We start from the raw sequence: 16,038 nt of genomic DNA, 5'->3' as shown, positions 1-16,038 counted from the left end.
TCAGCCATGCTCACCCGTCGGACCGGCGGCGACCATAGATGAAGGGCACAGCACCGGCAGGTTTACCGCGCGGCCTGGTGTGGGACCGGACCCGGCCGGTGGACGGGCCGCTGCTGGTCGGGGTGGTCGTCGCCGGGGGGGCGGTGCAGCGGCCGGCTCAGCCGGTCGGCCATCCGTACCGTCAACTCGCTGTCGACAAGCGGTCGGTTGACCTCACCGGCGACGGCGAGTGCCGACGCCGAGACGGACCGCCAGATCGCCGCCAGCCCGGCGCCCAACCCGACCAGGGCCACCGCGCCCCGGGTGGTCGGCGAACCGCTGGCCGCGAACGCGCTCACCCCGACCACGACGAGCAGCACGGCGAGCAGCGGTACGAGCACCGGTACGAAGATGCCCCGGGCCGCCTGGACCACCAGCCGGCGGTCCCGGATGATCAGATTGCGGGCGACCTGGGCGTAGTCGTCCTCGTCGAGCAGGTCGCGGGGGTGCAGGCCGCCGGTCAGCACGCCGCGCCACAGCTCGCCCTGGTCGCGCAGTTCGGCGCCGAGGGCCGCCAGCTCGTCGTCCCGCTCGGCTGCCGTCTGTAGCACGGCGAGGTTCAACTCGTCGAGGAGTTCCAACATGTCCCCGGCCCAGCCGGTGGTCACCGGGTCGGCCGGGTGTTCCGGGGCGGCCGGACCCGCCGGGCCTGCGGTGATCGCCGGATCGGCGGCGTCGAGGCGGGCCCAGGTGGCTGCGGTCGACGGCACGGGACGACCCGGTCGGGTCAGTCCGGCGAGCTCGGTCAGGGCCACGTCGACGCCGTCCAGGTACATCCGCATCCGCTGCGGTACCGGCATCTCGGTGAAGTTGGAGAGCTTGTGCGGCCGGCGGCCGGGCGTCGGCGTACCCGGTCGGGGTGTGGCGTCCGGGCACCGTACCTGGTGGAAGGCGTCGGCGAGCCACCAGCCGAGGCGCAGCGCGGTGACCACGGCGGCCCGATCGTCGCGGTGTGCCGGCTGCCCGCCACCACCGGTCACCGCCGGCCGCCCGCCGCTGGCGTCGTCGACCCGGGTGGGCAGGCCCAGCCGGCGCTGGCCGGTGAGGTTCACGCGCTCTCCCCCGGTGGCGCTGCTCGGTCTCCGTCCCTCCGATGGTAGTAAAATTCCGGCAAATGGGATGAGTATTCGCCGAGGGGGTGCCCCGCTCAGCTGCGGCCGGCGAGCAGGCCGCGCGGGCGGATCGAGCGGACCGGCTCGGCCGCGCCGCCCTCGGCCCGCAGGATGCGGTTCGCCGCGATGATCCCGGTCGCCGCGGACCGCTCCATCAACGCGCTGGGGAAATCCGTGGCGATGCCGTCGCCGGCCAGATAGAGGCCGTCGGCGTCGGTGCGTACCCCGGGGCGGGTGGCGTGGCTGTTCGGCGTGAAGGCGGGGGCCTGCGCCTCCACCCGGGCCCGCAGTTCGCGGACCCGCAGGCCGGCGAACTCCGGCCAGAGGACGCCCAGCTCCGCCCGCATCCGTTCGGCCAGCTCCTCGGCCGGCACCCCGGGCTCGCAGGCGTACGCGTGCAGCTCGACCACGGACCCGCCGGTGCGCTGGGCCCAGATGCGCGGCTCGTTCTCCAGCCGGTGGTACAGGGTCACCGAGTCCAGGGTGGCCTGCCGGGACACCCCGTTGAACACCGCCCGCCGCTGCGAGACGTCCCCCTCCAGCCAGTACCGGGCCACCGCGTACGGCGGACCGGGGGTGCCGAACGCGGGCATCCGCTCCACCAGCCCGGGTGCCTGGTCGGCCAGCCCGGGGGAGGCCTTGACCAGCGCGGCCAGGGCCGGCGGGTCGACCGCGAGCACCACGTGCCCGGCCGGGTACGTCGTGCCGTCGGCGCTCTCCACCTGCCACCGGTCACCGTCGCGACGCAGCGCGGTCACGGCCGAGCCGGTGAGCACCTGTCCGCCGTGCCGTTCGACGTGCCGGGTCAACGGCTGCCAGATCGCCGTGGCGTAGTCCTCGTCCGGGCAGTCGAAGGCCAGCCCCTCGGAGTTGCCGAGCAGGTAGAAGTGGAACTGGGCGACCATCTCGGCGGCCGACATCTGCGCCTCGTGGTTGAAGAACGAGTGCGAGAAGACCTCGAAGAGCATCGCCCGGGCCCGGTCCGGCAACTTCAACGAGTCGAGCAGCTCCTCGGCCGTGGTGCCGTCCAGCTCCGCGTACGTGCGCACCGGATCGTAGGTGAGCAACGGCAACGCGGCGTCCCGGTCCATCTGCCGCAGATCGCCCAGGCGCAGGCTGGGGCTGCGGGCCAGCAGGCTGAGCAGGTTCAGCGGCGGGGCGGGCGGCAACTTGCCGAACTCCTCGGTCGGCCACTGCGCACTCAGGATCGGGTAGCCCGGGATCGGCTTGAGGAAACCCAGTCCGGGATCGATCCGACGCAGGATCGACCGCCAGTTGTAGTACTGCCGGAAGAAGGCGTGGAAGCCGTGCTCGTTCATCTGGCGGGTGCCGTCGGCAAGCGTCTCCGGCCACGCGCCGAGTCGCCCGCCGAGGGTCGGCGCGGCCTCCAACACGGTCACCCGTACGCCGCGTTCGGCGAGCACCACCGCCGCCGACATGCCGGCGATACCGCCGCCGACCACCACCGCCTCGACCGGGTGCCGGACCCGGCGCGGGCCGCCGCCACCCGGGTCGACCTGGTGTTCGCGTACCCCGATGAGCCGCCCGAGCTGCTGCGACAGTGTCATGTGCACCTTCCCGCTGTTGGATCTCCAGTCTGCCGCACGCGTTAGGAAGGGTCCCTTGTACATCCGAATGCGTTAATAGGGGGCCCTTCCTTCGGGTTAGGATGCGGCGCATGTCGGAGCCGTTGCGGGATCTCGCCCGCCGGGCGGTCGAGTCGGGGTGGCGGCGGCGGGGTAACGGCGACCCCCGCCCGCACTACGTGGTCTGCGGCCAGGACGCGTTGGCGTACCACGTGGTCAAGCAGCTGCTCGCCACCGAGCTGCGGGCCGGCACCGTCCGGGTCACTGTGGTCGTGACGCAGCGGGGCGGCTCCGACGGCCCGGACATCCGCTCGGTACGGGGCATCCGGATCGTCAGGGCCGACCGGTTGGACGAGGAGACGTTCCGTCGGGCCGGGCTGGTCGGCGCGGACGGGTTGGCCCTGCTGCACCAGGACGACGTGGGCAACATCCACGCCGCGTACTGTGCCCAGGCCGTCGACCCGGAGGTCCGGCTGGTCCTGCGGATGTTCAACACCCGGTTGGCCGGCGGTGTACGGCAGCTCTTCCCCTCCTCGGCGGTCCTCTCCGACGCGTCGATGGCCGCCCCGGCGTTCGTGGCCGCCGCGCTCGGTGAGGTCGCCCCGACGTACTTCCGGCACCAGGGGCGCACCCTGCAGGTGGCCCGGCGGGCCGACGTCCGGCCGGAGGACGTGGTGTGCGGGGTGGCCGACATGCGTGACCCCCGGTTCGTCCGGGTGCTGCCCGCCGACGAGTCCACCGCGGACGTGGTGCTGGCCGAGGCGACCGGCCAGCCGACCGGCACCGAGCTGGCCGCCCGTCGGCTGGTCGCGGCCCGCCGTCGCCGGCCGCTGCTGATGACGGTACGGGCGCTGCGCAGCTTCGCCAGCCGCAAGCTCGGCATCGCCACCATCGCGGTGCTGGGCGTCATCGCGCTGCTCGGTTACCTGATCTCCCGGGCCGAGGAGGTGTCGCCCGGCGAGGCGCTCTACCTGACCCTGGTCACCACGCTCAGCGGCGCCGACCCGGACACCGGCAAGGACGCCGCCGCGCAGATCATGCAGGTGGTGCTGAACCTGGCCGGACTGGCGCTGATCCCGCTGATCACCGCCGTGGTGGTCGACGGGATCGTCAACGCCCGGCTGGCCCTGCACGCCGGGCGGGCCGAGGCGGAACGCTCGGGCCACGTGGTGGTGGTGGGGTTGGGCAACGTCGGCACCCGGGTGATGGCCCAGCTCAGGGACTTCGGCGTCGAGGTGGTGGCGATCGACAAGGACCCGGAGGCCCGGGGTGCCGCTCTGGCCCGCCGGCTCGGGGTGCCGCTGATCGAGGGGGACGCGGCGCTGGAGGAGACCCTGCGCGCGGCCTGGGTGCAGACCTGCCAGGCGCTGGTGGTGGTCTCCACCGACGACGTGGCCAACCTGCAGGCCGCGCTGAACGGCCGGGCGGTCAACGACGACCTGCGGGTGGTGCTGCGCCTCTTCGACGACGACTTCGCCGAACGCATCTCCAGCGCCTTCGACATCGGCATCTCCCGCAGCGTCTCCTACCTGGCCGCGCCCTCGTTCACCGGTGCCCTGCTGAACCGGGTGGTGATCGCCACCATCCCGCTGGAGCGGCACGTGCTGGTCGTCGCCGAGGTGCCGGTGGCTGCCGGTGCCGCGCTCGACGGGGCCCCGCTGGCCGAGGTCGACCAACCCGAGGGGGTACGCCTCATCGGTCACACCCCGGCCGGTCAGGTCGGCCAGTCCGGCGTGGACTGGTCACCCGACGCCCGGATGGTGATCAACGCGGGGGACCGGCTGACCGTGGTGGCCCGCCGGGCCGGGCTGAGCTGGCTGCTGCGGCAGACCTCTCCACCCCCGCCGGTGCTCCCGCCGACTCCCTCCACCCCACCCGCACCCCGCACCCCGGGCCCCGACCGAACTCGTCCGGAAGCTCCGTGACGAGCGACTTCCACGGTAGTGTGGAGGTCATGACGGCGGCGTATGAGGAACTTCCCTTCAGTGAGTTCCTGCATCGGCCGGCGGCTGCCGCCGACCGGCTCCAGTCGGTCCGTGCGCTACGGCTCCGGCGGCGGGACGCCAGCGATCTTGCCCTCACCCACGCCGACCAGCTTGAGCGCGACGCGGTAGTCATCGATTTCACCTCGCGGCTGCTGGCCGGGCTGGTGCGTTCGGAGTCGCACGAGGTGGTCCGTCGGGTACTGGGTGAGGCCCTCCCGTGGGTGGCGTTCCTGCCTGCCGAGGACGTGGATCAACTGCTCAACGAGCTGATCGCGGTGGCGCAGGGTGCAGCTTCGTTGGAGACGCTCAACCCGGTCGCGGTGCTGCTGACCCAGTGGCGACACACCGCCGAGGTCTACGCCGATCCGACCCTGCTTGAGCTGGTCACCCGGGAGTCTGACGGCGACCTCGGACCGGTGCCCGTGCCGGAGGGCCGTCAGTGAGTCCCAAGCGGGGAGACCGGGCCGCCCCGCCGGCCGTCGGGAACGAGTTCGAGTTGCGTTTCGCCAGTGCGGCTGCGGCCGAAGGGTGGGAGCAACTGGCTCGCCAGGCACCGACGAACCTCCGGCGGGCATTCGAGACAATCAGGACGGATCCCCGATCCAGGGTCTCTCCCGATCGGCACCACCGCCTGAAGGGCTCACTGGGCTCGGGCCTCTGGAAGGGCGAGGTATGCGAGCGTTGGCAGTACGAGGTGACCGGCGGCGGCCGGATCTGGTATCTCGTCGATGACAGCCGGCGGGTGGCCTGGTTGACCTACGCCGGCACCGGTCACCCCCGGGAGACGGCGTGACGGGTGAGGGCGTACCAGGCGGTGCCGAGGGCGAGCACGCCGAAGCCGGCGAGCACGCTGACCGGCGGTAGGTTGACCGCCAGCACCAGGCAGCCGACCAGCCCCGACACGGCGAGCAGTCGCACCGGCAGCCGCCGGGCCGGATCGCGGCCCAGGGTCAGCGCCGCGGCGTTCGTGATCGCGTAGTAGACCAGCACCGTGCAGGCGGAGAAGCCGATCGCGCCCCGGACGTCACCGAGGGCCACCACCACGATCACCACCGCGGCCACCGTCAGCTCGGCGCGGTGCGGGACCCGGTGGCGCGGGTGCACGGCGGCCAGCGCCCCGGGCAGGTCGCGGCGGCGGGCCATCGCCAGCAGGGTCCGGGACACCCCGGCGAGCAGCGAGAGCAGCACCCCGGTCACCGCGACCGTGGCCCCGACCCGGACCAGCCAGGCCAGACCGGGCAACCCGGCGACGCCGACCACCTCGGCCAGCGGGGCGGCGGACCCGGCGAGCCGGTCGACGCCCAGCACCCCGAGTGCCACCACCGCCAGGACCAGGTAGATCACCAGGACCAGCGCCAGCGCCAGCGGCACCGCCCGGGGGATGGTCCGTTCCGGGTCGCGGACCTCCTCGCCGAGGGTGGCGATCCGGGCGTACCCGGCGAAGGCGAAGAAGAGCAGCCCGGCGGCGGTGAGCACGCCGCGCACGCCGGTGCCGCCGAGGTCGCCGAGGCGGTCCGCGCCGAAGTCGCCGCCGGTCAGCCCGACCACCGCCACGGTGGCCAGCACGCCCAGGGTGAGCGCGACCAGGATGCGGGTGACCGCCGCCGTCCGGCCGATGCCGCGCAGGTTCACCCCGGTCACCACCAGGACCGCCCCGACCGCGACCAGCCGGGCCCGCCCCGGCCAGAGGTACACCCCGATGGTCAGCGCCATCGCCGCGCAGCTGGCCGTCTTGCCGACCACGAACCCCCAACCGGCCAGGAAACCGGCGTACGGGTTCAGCCGCTCCCGCCCGTACACGTAGGTGCCGCCGGACTCCGGGTAGCGGGCGGCCAACCGGGCCGAGCTGGTGGCGTTGCAGAACGCGACGACACCGGCCAGGACCAGCGCGACCAGCAGCCCGGCCGCCCCGGCGGAGGCGGCGGCCGGGGCGAAGACCACGAAGACGCCCGCGCCGAGCATCGCCCCCAACCCGACGACCACCGCGTCGGGTACGCCCAACCGGCGGGCCAACTGTGTCACGGAGGCAGGCTACGGCGCGGTGGTGAACGGGCGGTCGAATTTCCGTAACCGCCCGGGCAGCGGCAGGTCGTCCCAGGGCACCCGGTGCAGTAGCCGGTCCAGCAGCAGCCCGAGCAGCAGCCCGGCGACCGAGTCGGTAAGCCAGTGCCAGCCCAGGTAGGTGGTGGTGAACAGGACCACCACCGGGGGCCCGATCCGCAACGCCAGCACCAGTCGGGGCGGCATCCGCCGGCCGAGGGTGGCCAGCAGCGGGGCGAGCAGCAGCGCCAGCACGCCGTACCAGACGATCGCGTTGGCCACGTGCCCGGACGGGTACGACTGGGCGAACCGCACCGGTAGGTCGTCGGCGAAGAGCGGCAGGGTCCGCTCGACCGGCAGGTACGGCTCCTTGACGCTGGCGCTCGGCGCGGGGCGGGCCGTCCAGACCTTCAGCGGGCCGATGGTGAACGTGGTGAGCGCGAACGCGGCGACCGGCACCAGCAGCGGGCGCACCGAGCGGAGCCGGACCGCCAACAGCACCGCCAGCCCCGCCCCGAGCAGCGTCAACGGGCCACCCTGCCCCAGGTAGTTGAAGACCACCGCGGTGTGGAAGGCGGCCGGCGGCCGGTGCCCGGCGGCCCACTGGTCGACCGCCCGGTCCAGCCCGAACAGCAGGCCGTTGGCGAGCGCCACGGTGATCGCCACGAACCCGACGAGCAGGAGTACGTCGAACCACCACCCGGCCGGGCGGACCGGGCGCAGCCGGGCTCCGGGTCGTACCGTCGGGGTGTCTCGCACCCGACCACGCTACCGACCCCGGTCGGTGGGCGGTGCCGGGCGGCGGGGTCGGGCGGTGACCGGGTGCGTGGCTGTGTGCCGAACCACGATTGAGGGCGATGTCTGCGGTCAGCCGTCAAACTGGTCTGCGTGCGGATCACCTCAGCCCTCGTGGACCCGGCGCTGCTCGACCTGCCGTGGTCGACGCCGTTGGAGCAGTGGCCTGCGCAGCACCTGGTCGCGCTGCCGCAGGGCATCTCCCGGCACATCGTCCGGTTCGTCCGGCTCGGCGAGTACGTCTACGCCGTGAAGGAGACCGGCGAGCGGGTCGCCGAGCGGGAGTACGACCTGCTGCGGGCGTTGGAACGGATCGACTTCCCCTCGGTCGAGGCGATCGCCATCGTGGCGGACCGGCAGACCGACGAAGGCGAGCCGCTGGACCCGGTGCTGATCACCCGGCACCTGCAGTTCTCCCTGCCGTACCGGGCGCTCTTCTCGCACACGCTGCGCCCGGAGACGATGGGCCGGCTGCTCGACGCGCTCGCCGCGCTGATCGTCCGGATGCACCTGACCGGTTTCTTCTGGGGTGACTGCTCGCTGTCCAACACGCTGTTCCGCCGGGACGCCGGGGCGTTCGCCGCGTACCTGGTGGATGCGGAGACCGGGGCGCTGCACCGGTCGCTCTCCAACGGCCAGCGTGGCGAGGACCTGGAGATCGCCCGGGTCAACATCTTCGGCGAGGCGTTGGACCTGCAGGCCGCCGGGCTGCTGCACGAGTCGATCGACCCGGAGGTGGTCTGCGAGGAGGTCGTCCGACGCTACGAGCGGCTCTGGCACGAGATCACCTACGAGCAGCGGATCGAGCGGGAGGCCCGGCACGACATCGAGGGGCGGATCCGTCGCCTCAACGAGCTGGGGTTCGACGTCGCCGAGGTGGCGATGTCGACAATCGACGACGGGCGGTACCTGGTCCGGCCGAAGGTGGTCGACGCCGGCTACCACACCCGGCGGCTGCTCCGGCTGACCGGCCTCGACGCGGAGGAGAACCAGGCCCGCAAGCTGCTGAACAACCTGGACGCCTACCGCGCCGAGAGTGACCCGATCGACGAGCAGCAGGCCGCCCACCGGTGGCTGACCGAGGTCTTCGAGCCGGTGGTCCGGGCGGTGCCCACGCATCTGCGCCGCAAGCTGGAGCCGCAGGAACTCTTCGCGCAGATCATCGAGCACAAGTGGCTGCTGTCGGAGCAGGCCGGCCGGGACGTGGGGATGGCCCCGGCGGTGCAGGGCTTCCTGGCCGACGTGCTGGTGCACCGCCCCGACGAGCAGGCGGTGCTCGGCGTCGACCTCACCGGCACGGGCTGAGCCGGCGCTCAGTCCACCCAGGCGCCGGCCCGCATCACCCGTACCACGTCCAGGTTGTCGTCCAGCACCACCAGGTCGGCACGCAGCCCCGCCTGGAGGGCGCCCACCCGGTCGCCGAGGCCGATCGCCCGGGCCGGGGTGGTGGCCACCATCCGGGCCACGTCGACCATGGGCAGCCCGGCGGCGACGGCGTGCCGCAGGGCACCGGCCATGGTCAGCGTGCTGCCCGCGATCGCCCCGGCTCCGGCCCCCGCCCCGGCGAGCCGGGCGGTGCCGTCGACGACGGTGACCGCCTGGCCGCCCAGCTCGTAGCTGCCGTCGGGCATGCCGGCGGCGGCCATCGCGTCGGTGACCAGGGCGGTCCGCTCCGGGCCGGCGACCGAGGTGGCGAAGGTCAGCGTGGCGTCGTGCAGGTGCACCCCGTCGGGGATCAGCTCGCAGACCACGTGCGGCGCCTCCAGCAGCGCCGTCACCGGGCCGGGGTCACGGTGGTGGATCGGGCGCATCCCGTTGAACAGGTGGGTGCCGACGCTCGCCCCGGCCGCCACCGCCGTCCGGGTCTGCTCGTACGTGGCGTCGGTGTGCCCGATCGCGGCGACCACCCGGTGCCCGGTGAGCAGGCTGATCGCGGCCAGCGCCCCCTCGCGTTCCGGGGCGAGGGTGACCATCCGGACCGCGCCGGCGCCCAGCTCGATCAGCTCGGCCAGCTCCTCGGTGGACGGGTCGCGCAGGTACTCGGGGTTCTGCGCCCCGCACCGCTCACCCGACAGGTACGGGCCCTCGAAGTGGATGCCGGCCAGCACCTGCTCGTCGACCAGCGGCGCGTACGCCACGGTCGCCGCCCGCAGCTGCTCGAACGGCGCGCTGACCAGGCTGGCCAGCAGGGTGGTGGTGCCGTGGCGCAGGTGGAACCCCGCTGCCTGGCGGGCGGAGTCGGCGTCGCCGGTGGTGAAGGTGTGCCCGCCACCGCCGTGGGTGTGCATGTCCACGAAGCCGGGGAGGATCCAGTGCCCGTCGCGCGCCGACGGGTACTCGGCGACCGCCGTGACCCGGTCTCCGTCGATCTCCACGCACCCCTGCCGGATCACCCCGGTCGGAGTCACCACCTTGCCGTTCACCCGCAGGGTCATAAGGGCTCCTGTCTGTCGTCGCTGGGTCTGGTCTGCTCGGTGTCGAGGGTGTCGCCGGCCCCGGCGGACGAGCCGGCCGGCCCGCCGGCGTGCAGGGCGTCCAGGGCATGCAGGGCCGCGCCGAGGCAGCCGGCCTGGTCGCCCAAAGCGGCCGGCACCAGGTGCGGCTCCCGGTGGAAGGTCAGCCGGTCCCGCAGTGCCGCGCGCAACGGCGTGAAGAGCTGGTCGCCGGCGCGGGCCAGGCCGCCGCCGAGCACGATGGTCCGCACGTCGAGCAGCGCCTGCCCGGTGGCCAGGCCGTCGGCGAGCGCCTCGACCGCCTCCCGCCAGACCCACCCGGCCAGCTCCTCGCCGGCGGCGGCCCGCGCGGCCACCTCGGCGGTGCTCACCGCGGGCCGGCCCGCCGCGCCGGTCGGTTCGCTCGCCCCGGGCAGTGCCGCCGCGCCGGCCGTCCGTGCCGGATCGTCCGCCCCGTTCGGGGCGGAGAGCTGCGCGTACCGGCGGGCGATGGCGGCGGCCGAGGCGATCGCCTCCAGACAGCCGACGCGCCCGCAGCCGCAGGGCGGGCCGTCGGGACGTACCAGGATGTGGCCGATCTCCCCGGCGGCGCCGTGCGCGCCGGTGGCGGCCGTCCCGTCGACCACGTGCGCGCCCGCGATGCCGGTGCCCACCGCGACGAAGAGCACGTGCCCGGCGTCGCGGCCGGCCCCGAGCCGGGCCTCGGCCAGGGCGCCCACCCGCACGTCGTGGCCGAGCGCGGCGGGCAGTCCGAGCCGCTTCTCCGCCAGCTCCCGCAGGGGTACGTCCCGGAAGCCGACGTTCGCCGACCAGACCGCGACCCCCCGGGCGGAGTCCACCACCCCAGGGACGGCGAGGCCGACCGCGACCGGGGTGAACCCGCCGGCCCGGGCCCGGTGGGCCAGCGCCTCGGCGACGTCCAGGATGGTGGTGATCACCGCGTCGGGGCCGCGCCCGGCGTCGGTGGGGTGTCGTTCGGTGTGCACGGCGGTGCCGTCCGGGCGGACCAGGGCGCACTTCATCCCGGTGCCGCCCACGTCGAGCGCGACGACGACGTCCTCGGGCCGGCCGGCGGCGTACGCCATCAGGGACTCTCCTCATCACGGAGGTAGTGCGCAATACGGTTCAATACCACCGTCTTTCGCGCGTTATTCTGCGCGAAGTGGGGTGACCGTGGCAACCGGGAGACCGATCGCGCAGGTCAGGGTTTTGCACCCGGCTAGTTTCGCGCACTACTGTGCACGCGAGCAATCACCGAACGCGCCGTCACTGGGAGGCCCCGGGGTGGACCGCTACGCCAGATGGAACGCCCTGCTGGAGATGCTTACCGAGAACGGTCGGGTGAGCGTCGAGGAGGCCGCCGAGCGGCTGGACGTCTCCCAGGCCACCATCCGGCGGGACTTCGACCAGCTCGGCCAGCAGCAGATGATCACGCGTACCCGGGGTGGGGCGGTGGCCAACGGCGTCTCGTACGACCTGCCGCTGCGGTACAAGACCGCCAAGCACTCCGCCGAGAAGCAGCGGATCGGGGCCGCCGCCGCCGCGCTGGTCTCCCCCGGCACCGTGGTCGGCCTCAACGGCGGCACCACCAGCACCGAGGTGGCCCGGGCGCTGGCCGTCCGCCCCGACCTGAACACCAGTGCCGAGGGCGCCCAGCTGACCGTGGTCACCAACGCCCTGAACATCGCCAACGAGCTGCTGGTCCGCTCCCGGATGAAGGTGGTGGTGGCCGGCGGGGTGGTCCGGCCCAAGTCCTTCGAGCTGGTCGGCCCGCTGGGCGGGGCGCTGCTGCGGGAGGTGACCCTGGACGTCGCCCTGCTCGGGGTGGACGCGATCGACCCGCAGCTCGGCGCCGCCGCCCACCACGAGGGCGAGGCGGCGATGAACAACCTCATGGTGGCCCGGGCCAAGCGCGTCGTGATCATCGCCGACTCGTCCAAACTGGGCGGTCACGCGTTCGCCCGGATCTGCCCCGTCGACCGGGTGGAGACCCTGATCACCGACGCCGGCGCGGCCCCGGAGCTGGTGGAGAGCTTCCGCGCCGCCGGCGTAACCGTAATCTGCGCCTGACCGTTAAGGAAGGGCCCCTTCTTAACGCTTTCGGTAGAGCCGGGTACCTTGCTCACTCCTCCCCGACGCGCCGATGCATACCGAGTATTGCCATCACCTGCATACCGCGTATGGTGTCCGTCGTCACCAACGCTTGATCGGGGGAGGTGCAGCCTTGCCGGCTGTCCTGGAGATAGAGGGACTCCGTAAGACGTACCGAAGTCGTCGACGCGGCACCCGCCACGCGCTCGACGGCTTCGACATGCGGGTCGAGGCGGGCCAGGTGCACGGCTTCCTGGGGCCCAACGGGTCGGGCAAGACCACCACGCTGCGTACCCTGCTCGGGTTGATCCGCCCCGACGGCGGCCGGATGGGCATCCTCGGCCACGAGGTGCCGGCGGCGCTGGCCGCGGTCGCCGGCCAGGTCGGCGCGATCGTGGAGAGCCCGCAGTTCTTCGCGCACTTCACCGCCCGGGACACCCTGTCGCTGCTGGCCGGCGCGGGCGAGGTGCCGCAGCAGCGGGTCGACGAGGTGCTGGAACTGGTCGGGCTGCGCGACCGCGCCGGCGAGCGGGTCAAGACGTACTCGCTGGGCATGAAGCAGCGCCTCGCGGTCGCCTCGGCACTGCTCAAGAACCCGAAGCTGCTGATCCTCGACGAGCCCGCCAACGGCCTCGACCCCGGCGGCATCCGGGAGATGCGGACCCTGACCCGCAACCTCGCCGAGTCCGGGATGACGGTGGTGCTCTCCAGCCACATCCTCGGCGAGATCCAGCTCATCTGCGACTCGGTCACCATCATTTCGCTGGGCCGCCGGGTCGCGTTCGGCCCGGTCGAGCAGGTGCTGGCGCAGCACTCCACCGCCGCGCTCCGGGTCCGCCTGGAGGCCGCCAGCGACCTGCCCGTCGCCACCGACACCCTGGTACGCGCCGGAGTCACCGTCACCGGCCACCCCGACCACCTGATGCTGGCCGGGGTGGACAAGCCGGCGATGGTCAGCCGGCTCCTGGCCGAGCAGGGCCTCTACGTCAGCGAGCTGGCTCCGGTCGCCGTGGACCTGGAGAGCGTCTTCCTCGAACTGACCGCCACGGCACCGGTTCCCGGTCAGCACCGGCAGGTCGACGAGTCCACGAAGGTCGGCGGCGCGGGGGGAGGGTGGGGCGCGTGAGCCTCTACCGTACGGAGTTGCGCCGGCTGGTCAAGCGGCGGTTCACCCGGTATATGACGCTGCTCGGCCTGCTGGTGCTGGCCGCGGTGGTGGTGGGGCTGTTCGCCACCAACCAGAAGATCGGCGCGGAGCAGCTCGCGCGGGCCGAACGACAGGCGGAGCAGAACTACCAGGAGCAGGTCCGCTGGGCCGAGCGGGAACGCGCCGACTGCGAGCGGGCCAGGGCCAGCGGTGCCGACGACGAGCGGTACCCGCCGGACTGCGCGGCCATCGAGGCACCGCCCCGGGAGAGCTTCGAGACGGAGTGGTTCCTGCCCGCCACGTTCGACCTGCGCGGCAGTTTCGAGGAACTGGCGGTGGCGTTCACCGGGATCCTGGCGATGGTCGGGTTCGCCGTCGGGGCGTCGTTCGTCGGGGCGGAGTGGAGCAGCGGCGGCATGATGAACCTGCTGCTGTGGCGACCGCGACGGCTGACCGTACTGCTCACCAAGCTGGCGGCGCTGCTCACCGGGGTGCTGGCGGTGACCGTGCCCACCGCGTTGCTCTGGACCGCCGGGTTGTGGCTGACCGCCACCTTCCGGGGCAGCACCGAGCAGATGACCTCGGGGGTCTGGCAGTCGTTCGCCCTGACCGGGCTGCGCGCGTTGCTGCTGGTGCTGGTCGTGGCGGCCTGCGGATTCGGACTGGCCTCGCTGGGCCGGCACACCGCGATGGCCCTCGGCGGGGCGATCGGGCTGGTGGTGGTGGGCCAGTCCGGCCTGGGCATCCTGCTCGCCATGGCCAACGTACGGTTCGTCGAGGCGTGGCTGCTGCCGACGTACGCGGTGGCCTGGCTGCAGCAGAAGGTCACCCTGCAGGACTGGCAGGCGTGCAGTGCCAGCTATACCGGTGAGTGTGAGCCGGCCACCTTCGACGTCACCTGGCAGCACTCCTCGGTCCTGTTCACCGTCGGCCTGGTGGTGATCCTCGGCGCGGCGCTGTGGACGATGCGTCGGCGCGACATCGCCTGACAGTTGGCGCCAGGCGGTTCCCTGATCGACCGGGGAACCGCCTGGCGGCGTCCCGCCGTGCCGGCTGATGCGTTCGGGGTCTGCCCTGGTTACGCTGGTCATCACCGGTTGGCGTGGCCTGTGCCGGCCGGTCCCGTCTCTCGTGAGGAGCGCCATGCAGCCCCCCGACGCCGCTCCGACCACCGGGGTCAGCGTCCCACCACCCCGCACCGCCCCCGACGCCGAGCAGGTTCCCGCGGCCAGCGCCGAGGTCGCGCAGACTGCCGGTCGTACCGTCGAGGCGACCTCGACCTCGGCGGGCGCTGAGCCGGCCCCCGCGCTCAACGAGCGGGAGCGGCGCATCCTCGCGTTCGAACAGCAGTGGTGGCGGCATGCCGGCGCGAAGGAGCAGGCGATCCGGGATTCCTTCGGCCTCTCCGCGACCCGTTACTACCAGTTGCTCAACGGGCTGCTGGACAATCCGGCCGCGCTCGCGGCCGAGCCGCTGCTGATCGGCCGGCTGCGCCGGTTGCGCTCCTCGCGGGCCCGCAACCGGCGTCGTTGACCGTCAGTGCTTCTCGTAGCTGCGTAGGCCGTTGCCGATCGCGAAGAACGTCGGGGCCCACTCGCCGATGAAGATGCCCCAGCGGTCGGCCCGCGAGACCCCGGCCCGCTCCAGGTGCTTCGACAGGAACCAGCTGGTGAAGGAGAGACCGATGCTGACGAAACCCGCCAGGTCCGCGTGCTCGGCCTTGAACCCGGACTCGGGCAGCCGCTCCAGCATCTGCGTTCTCCCCCCGTCGCGACGAACTGGCTCCCCGCCGAACCGCGGCGAGGCTGCCGACCGAGACTGAAGTTACCTTCCGTCATCGATCGGCAGCCGATAGTTGCGGCTTTCCCGTCTGCGGCCGATGTCCGAGGGGCGGCGGGGTGCCCAGGCACCGGTGCGGATACCCGGCAGCGGGCGGACCTCCCGCTCTGGATCAGAAGGCGGGCAGCACCGAGCCCTGGTACTTGCCCTCGATGAACGTCTTGACCTCGGCGGAGTGCAGCAGCTCCTCCAGCTTCACCACGCGCGGGTCGTCCTGGTCGCCGTCGCGGACCACCACCAGGTTGGCGTTCGGGTTGTTCTCGGCCTTCTCCAGCGCGAGCGCGTCGGTGGCCGGCTTCAGCCCGGCCTCGATGGCGTAGTTGCCGTTGATCACCGAGGCGTCGGTGTCGTCCAGGCTGCGCGGCAGCTGGGCCGCCTCCAGCTCCCGGAACTGGAGCTGCTTCGGGTTGTCGGTGACGTCCCGCTGGGTCGCGGAGGTCCCGGCCCCGTCGCGCAGGGTGATGACCCCGTGCTGGGCGAGCAGGTTGAGCGCCCGGCCGGAGTTGGTCGGGTCGTTCGGGATCGCCACCACCGCGCGTTCCGGCAGCTCGGCGAGGGTCTCGGTCTTCTTCGAGTACAGGCCGAGCGGTTCGATGTGCACCGGGGAGAGCGCGGTGAACTGGTAGCCCTTGGCCTGCTTCTCGGTCTCCAGGTACGGCACGGTCTGGAAGTAGTTGGCGTCGAGCTGCTTCTCCTCGAGCGCGCGGTTGGGCTGCACGTAGTCGGTGAACTCGACGATCTCCAGGTTGAGTCCGGCTCCGGCGGCCAGGTTGTCCTTGATGTAGGTGAGGATCTCGCCGTGCGGCACCGGGCTGACGCCGACCTTCAGCGGGGCGTCCGGCGACGCCGCGCTGCTGTCGGAGTCGTCGGATCCGCAGGCGGCGAGGCCCAGGACGAGCGTGGTCGCGGCGAGTACTGCGGTGAGGCGTCGCACGATGGGTGCCCTTCTTC

Annotated in this window: 15 protein-coding genes; 7 read left to right on the top strand and 8 right to left on the bottom strand. The window is 72.8% G+C overall.

The genetic code is table 11. From position 1 onward, the window contains the following. Positions 1–62 precede the first annotated feature (62 nt). Positions 63–1,091 carry a hypothetical protein gene (locus GA0070617_RS31870; protein WP_229688442.1) on the bottom strand — a complete coding sequence of 343 codons (1,029 nt, stop codon included), beginning with the start codon at positions 1,089–1,091 and terminating at the stop codon, positions 63–65. A 95-nt stretch (positions 1,092–1,186) separates the two neighbouring features. Then, positions 1,187–2,719 carry a hydroxysqualene dehydroxylase gene (locus GA0070617_RS27110; RefSeq protein WP_091444816.1) on the bottom strand — a complete coding sequence of 511 codons (1,533 nt, stop codon included), beginning with the start codon at positions 2,717–2,719 and terminating at the stop codon, positions 1,187–1,189. A gap of 110 nt (positions 2,720–2,829) precedes the next feature. Between GA0070617_RS27110 and GA0070617_RS27105 the strand changes: the two genes are divergently transcribed. Together GA0070617_RS27105 and GA0070617_RS27100 are read left to right on the top strand one after the other, a co-directional pair. Next, the gene (locus tag GA0070617_RS27105) at positions 2,830–4,662 is read left to right on the top strand and encodes a potassium channel family protein (protein WP_091444814.1); all 1,833 of its coding nucleotides are present in this window, start codon (positions 2,830–2,832) and stop codon (positions 4,660–4,662) included. A 29-nt stretch (positions 4,663–4,691) separates the two neighbouring features. After that, the gene (locus tag GA0070617_RS27100) at positions 4,692–5,165 is read left to right on the top strand and encodes a hypothetical protein (protein ID WP_091447553.1); all 474 of its coding nucleotides are present in this window, start codon (positions 4,692–4,694) and stop codon (positions 5,163–5,165) included. Between the two features lie 328 nt (positions 5,166–5,493). Here GA0070617_RS27100 and GA0070617_RS27090 read toward each other — a convergent pair whose 3' ends face one another. Further along, positions 5,494–6,744, bottom strand: coding sequence for an APC family permease (locus tag GA0070617_RS27090; RefSeq protein WP_091444807.1), 1,251 nt, complete (start codon positions 6,742–6,744; stop codon positions 5,494–5,496). Between the two features lie 9 nt (positions 6,745–6,753). Further along, the gene (locus GA0070617_RS27085) at positions 6,754–7,521 is read right to left on the bottom strand and encodes a phosphatase PAP2 family protein (protein ID WP_091444805.1); all 768 of its coding nucleotides are present in this window, start codon (positions 7,519–7,521) and stop codon (positions 6,754–6,756) included. 129 nt (positions 7,522–7,650) lie between these two features. On the opposite strand from GA0070617_RS27085, the gene GA0070617_RS27080 reads away from it, so the two are divergent. Continuing rightward, a complete protein-coding gene (locus tag GA0070617_RS27080; protein ID WP_091444802.1) occupies positions 7,651–8,862 on the top strand; it encodes a DUF4032 domain-containing protein in 1,212 nt (403 codons plus the stop codon). A gap of 8 nt (positions 8,863–8,870) precedes the next feature. On the opposite strand, the gene nagA is transcribed toward GA0070617_RS27080, so the two are convergent. After that, positions 8,871–9,992, bottom strand: coding sequence for an N-acetylglucosamine-6-phosphate deacetylase (nagA, locus tag GA0070617_RS27075; RefSeq protein WP_091444799.1), 1,122 nt, complete (start codon positions 9,990–9,992; stop codon positions 8,871–8,873). Continuing rightward, complete coding sequence (locus GA0070617_RS27070; protein WP_091444797.1) at positions 9,989–11,095, bottom strand: ROK family protein; 1,107 nt, start codon at positions 11,093–11,095, stop codon at positions 9,989–9,991. The genes nagA and GA0070617_RS27070 overlap by 4 nt, the downstream gene beginning before the upstream one ends. A 199-nt stretch (positions 11,096–11,294) precedes the next feature. On the opposite strand from GA0070617_RS27070, the gene GA0070617_RS27065 reads away from it, so the two are divergent. The 4 genes from GA0070617_RS27065 (at position 11,295) to GA0070617_RS27050 (ending at position 14,781) form a co-directional block, all read left to right on the top strand. After that, entirely contained in the window at positions 11,295–12,080 is a 786-nt protein-coding gene (locus GA0070617_RS27065) for a DeoR/GlpR family DNA-binding transcription regulator (RefSeq protein WP_091444795.1), read from the top strand. A 154-nt stretch (positions 12,081–12,234) separates the two neighbouring features. Further along, positions 12,235–13,227 (top strand): ATP-binding cassette domain-containing protein, encoded by a 993-nt coding sequence (locus GA0070617_RS27060; protein WP_091444791.1) that lies wholly within the window; start codon positions 12,235–12,237, stop codon positions 13,225–13,227. Continuing rightward, the gene (locus GA0070617_RS27055) at positions 13,224–14,237 is read left to right on the top strand and encodes an ABC transporter permease subunit (RefSeq protein ID WP_091447550.1); all 1,014 of its coding nucleotides are present in this window, start codon (positions 13,224–13,226) and stop codon (positions 14,235–14,237) included. The genes GA0070617_RS27060 and GA0070617_RS27055 overlap by 4 nt, the downstream gene beginning before the upstream one ends. 154 nt (positions 14,238–14,391) lie before the next feature. Then, the gene (locus GA0070617_RS27050; RefSeq protein ID WP_091444787.1) at positions 14,392–14,781 is read left to right on the top strand and encodes a DUF3263 domain-containing protein; all 390 of its coding nucleotides are present in this window, start codon (positions 14,392–14,394) and stop codon (positions 14,779–14,781) included. 3 nt (positions 14,782–14,784) lie between these two features. Here GA0070617_RS27050 and GA0070617_RS27045 read toward each other — a convergent pair whose 3' ends face one another. Together GA0070617_RS27045 and GA0070617_RS27040 are read right to left on the bottom strand one after the other, a co-directional pair. Then, positions 14,785–15,000: a hypothetical protein gene (locus GA0070617_RS27045; RefSeq protein WP_091444783.1), complete on the bottom strand. Its 216-nt coding sequence runs from the start codon at positions 14,998–15,000 to the stop codon at positions 14,785–14,787. A 199-nt stretch (positions 15,001–15,199) separates the two neighbouring features. Continuing rightward, positions 15,200–16,021 carry a MetQ/NlpA family ABC transporter substrate-binding protein gene (locus GA0070617_RS27040; RefSeq protein WP_091444779.1) on the bottom strand — a complete coding sequence of 274 codons (822 nt, stop codon included), beginning with the start codon at positions 16,019–16,021 and terminating at the stop codon, positions 15,200–15,202. Between the last annotated feature and the right edge of the window lie 17 nt (positions 16,022–16,038).

It is taken from the genome of Micromonospora yangpuensis (assembly GCF_900091615.1).
Taxonomy (GTDB): Bacteria; Actinomycetota; Actinomycetes; order Mycobacteriales; family Micromonosporaceae; genus Micromonospora; species Micromonospora yangpuensis.
Note: the sequence above shows the minus strand (reverse complement) of the source record. Positions and strands in the feature narration are given on the sequence as shown.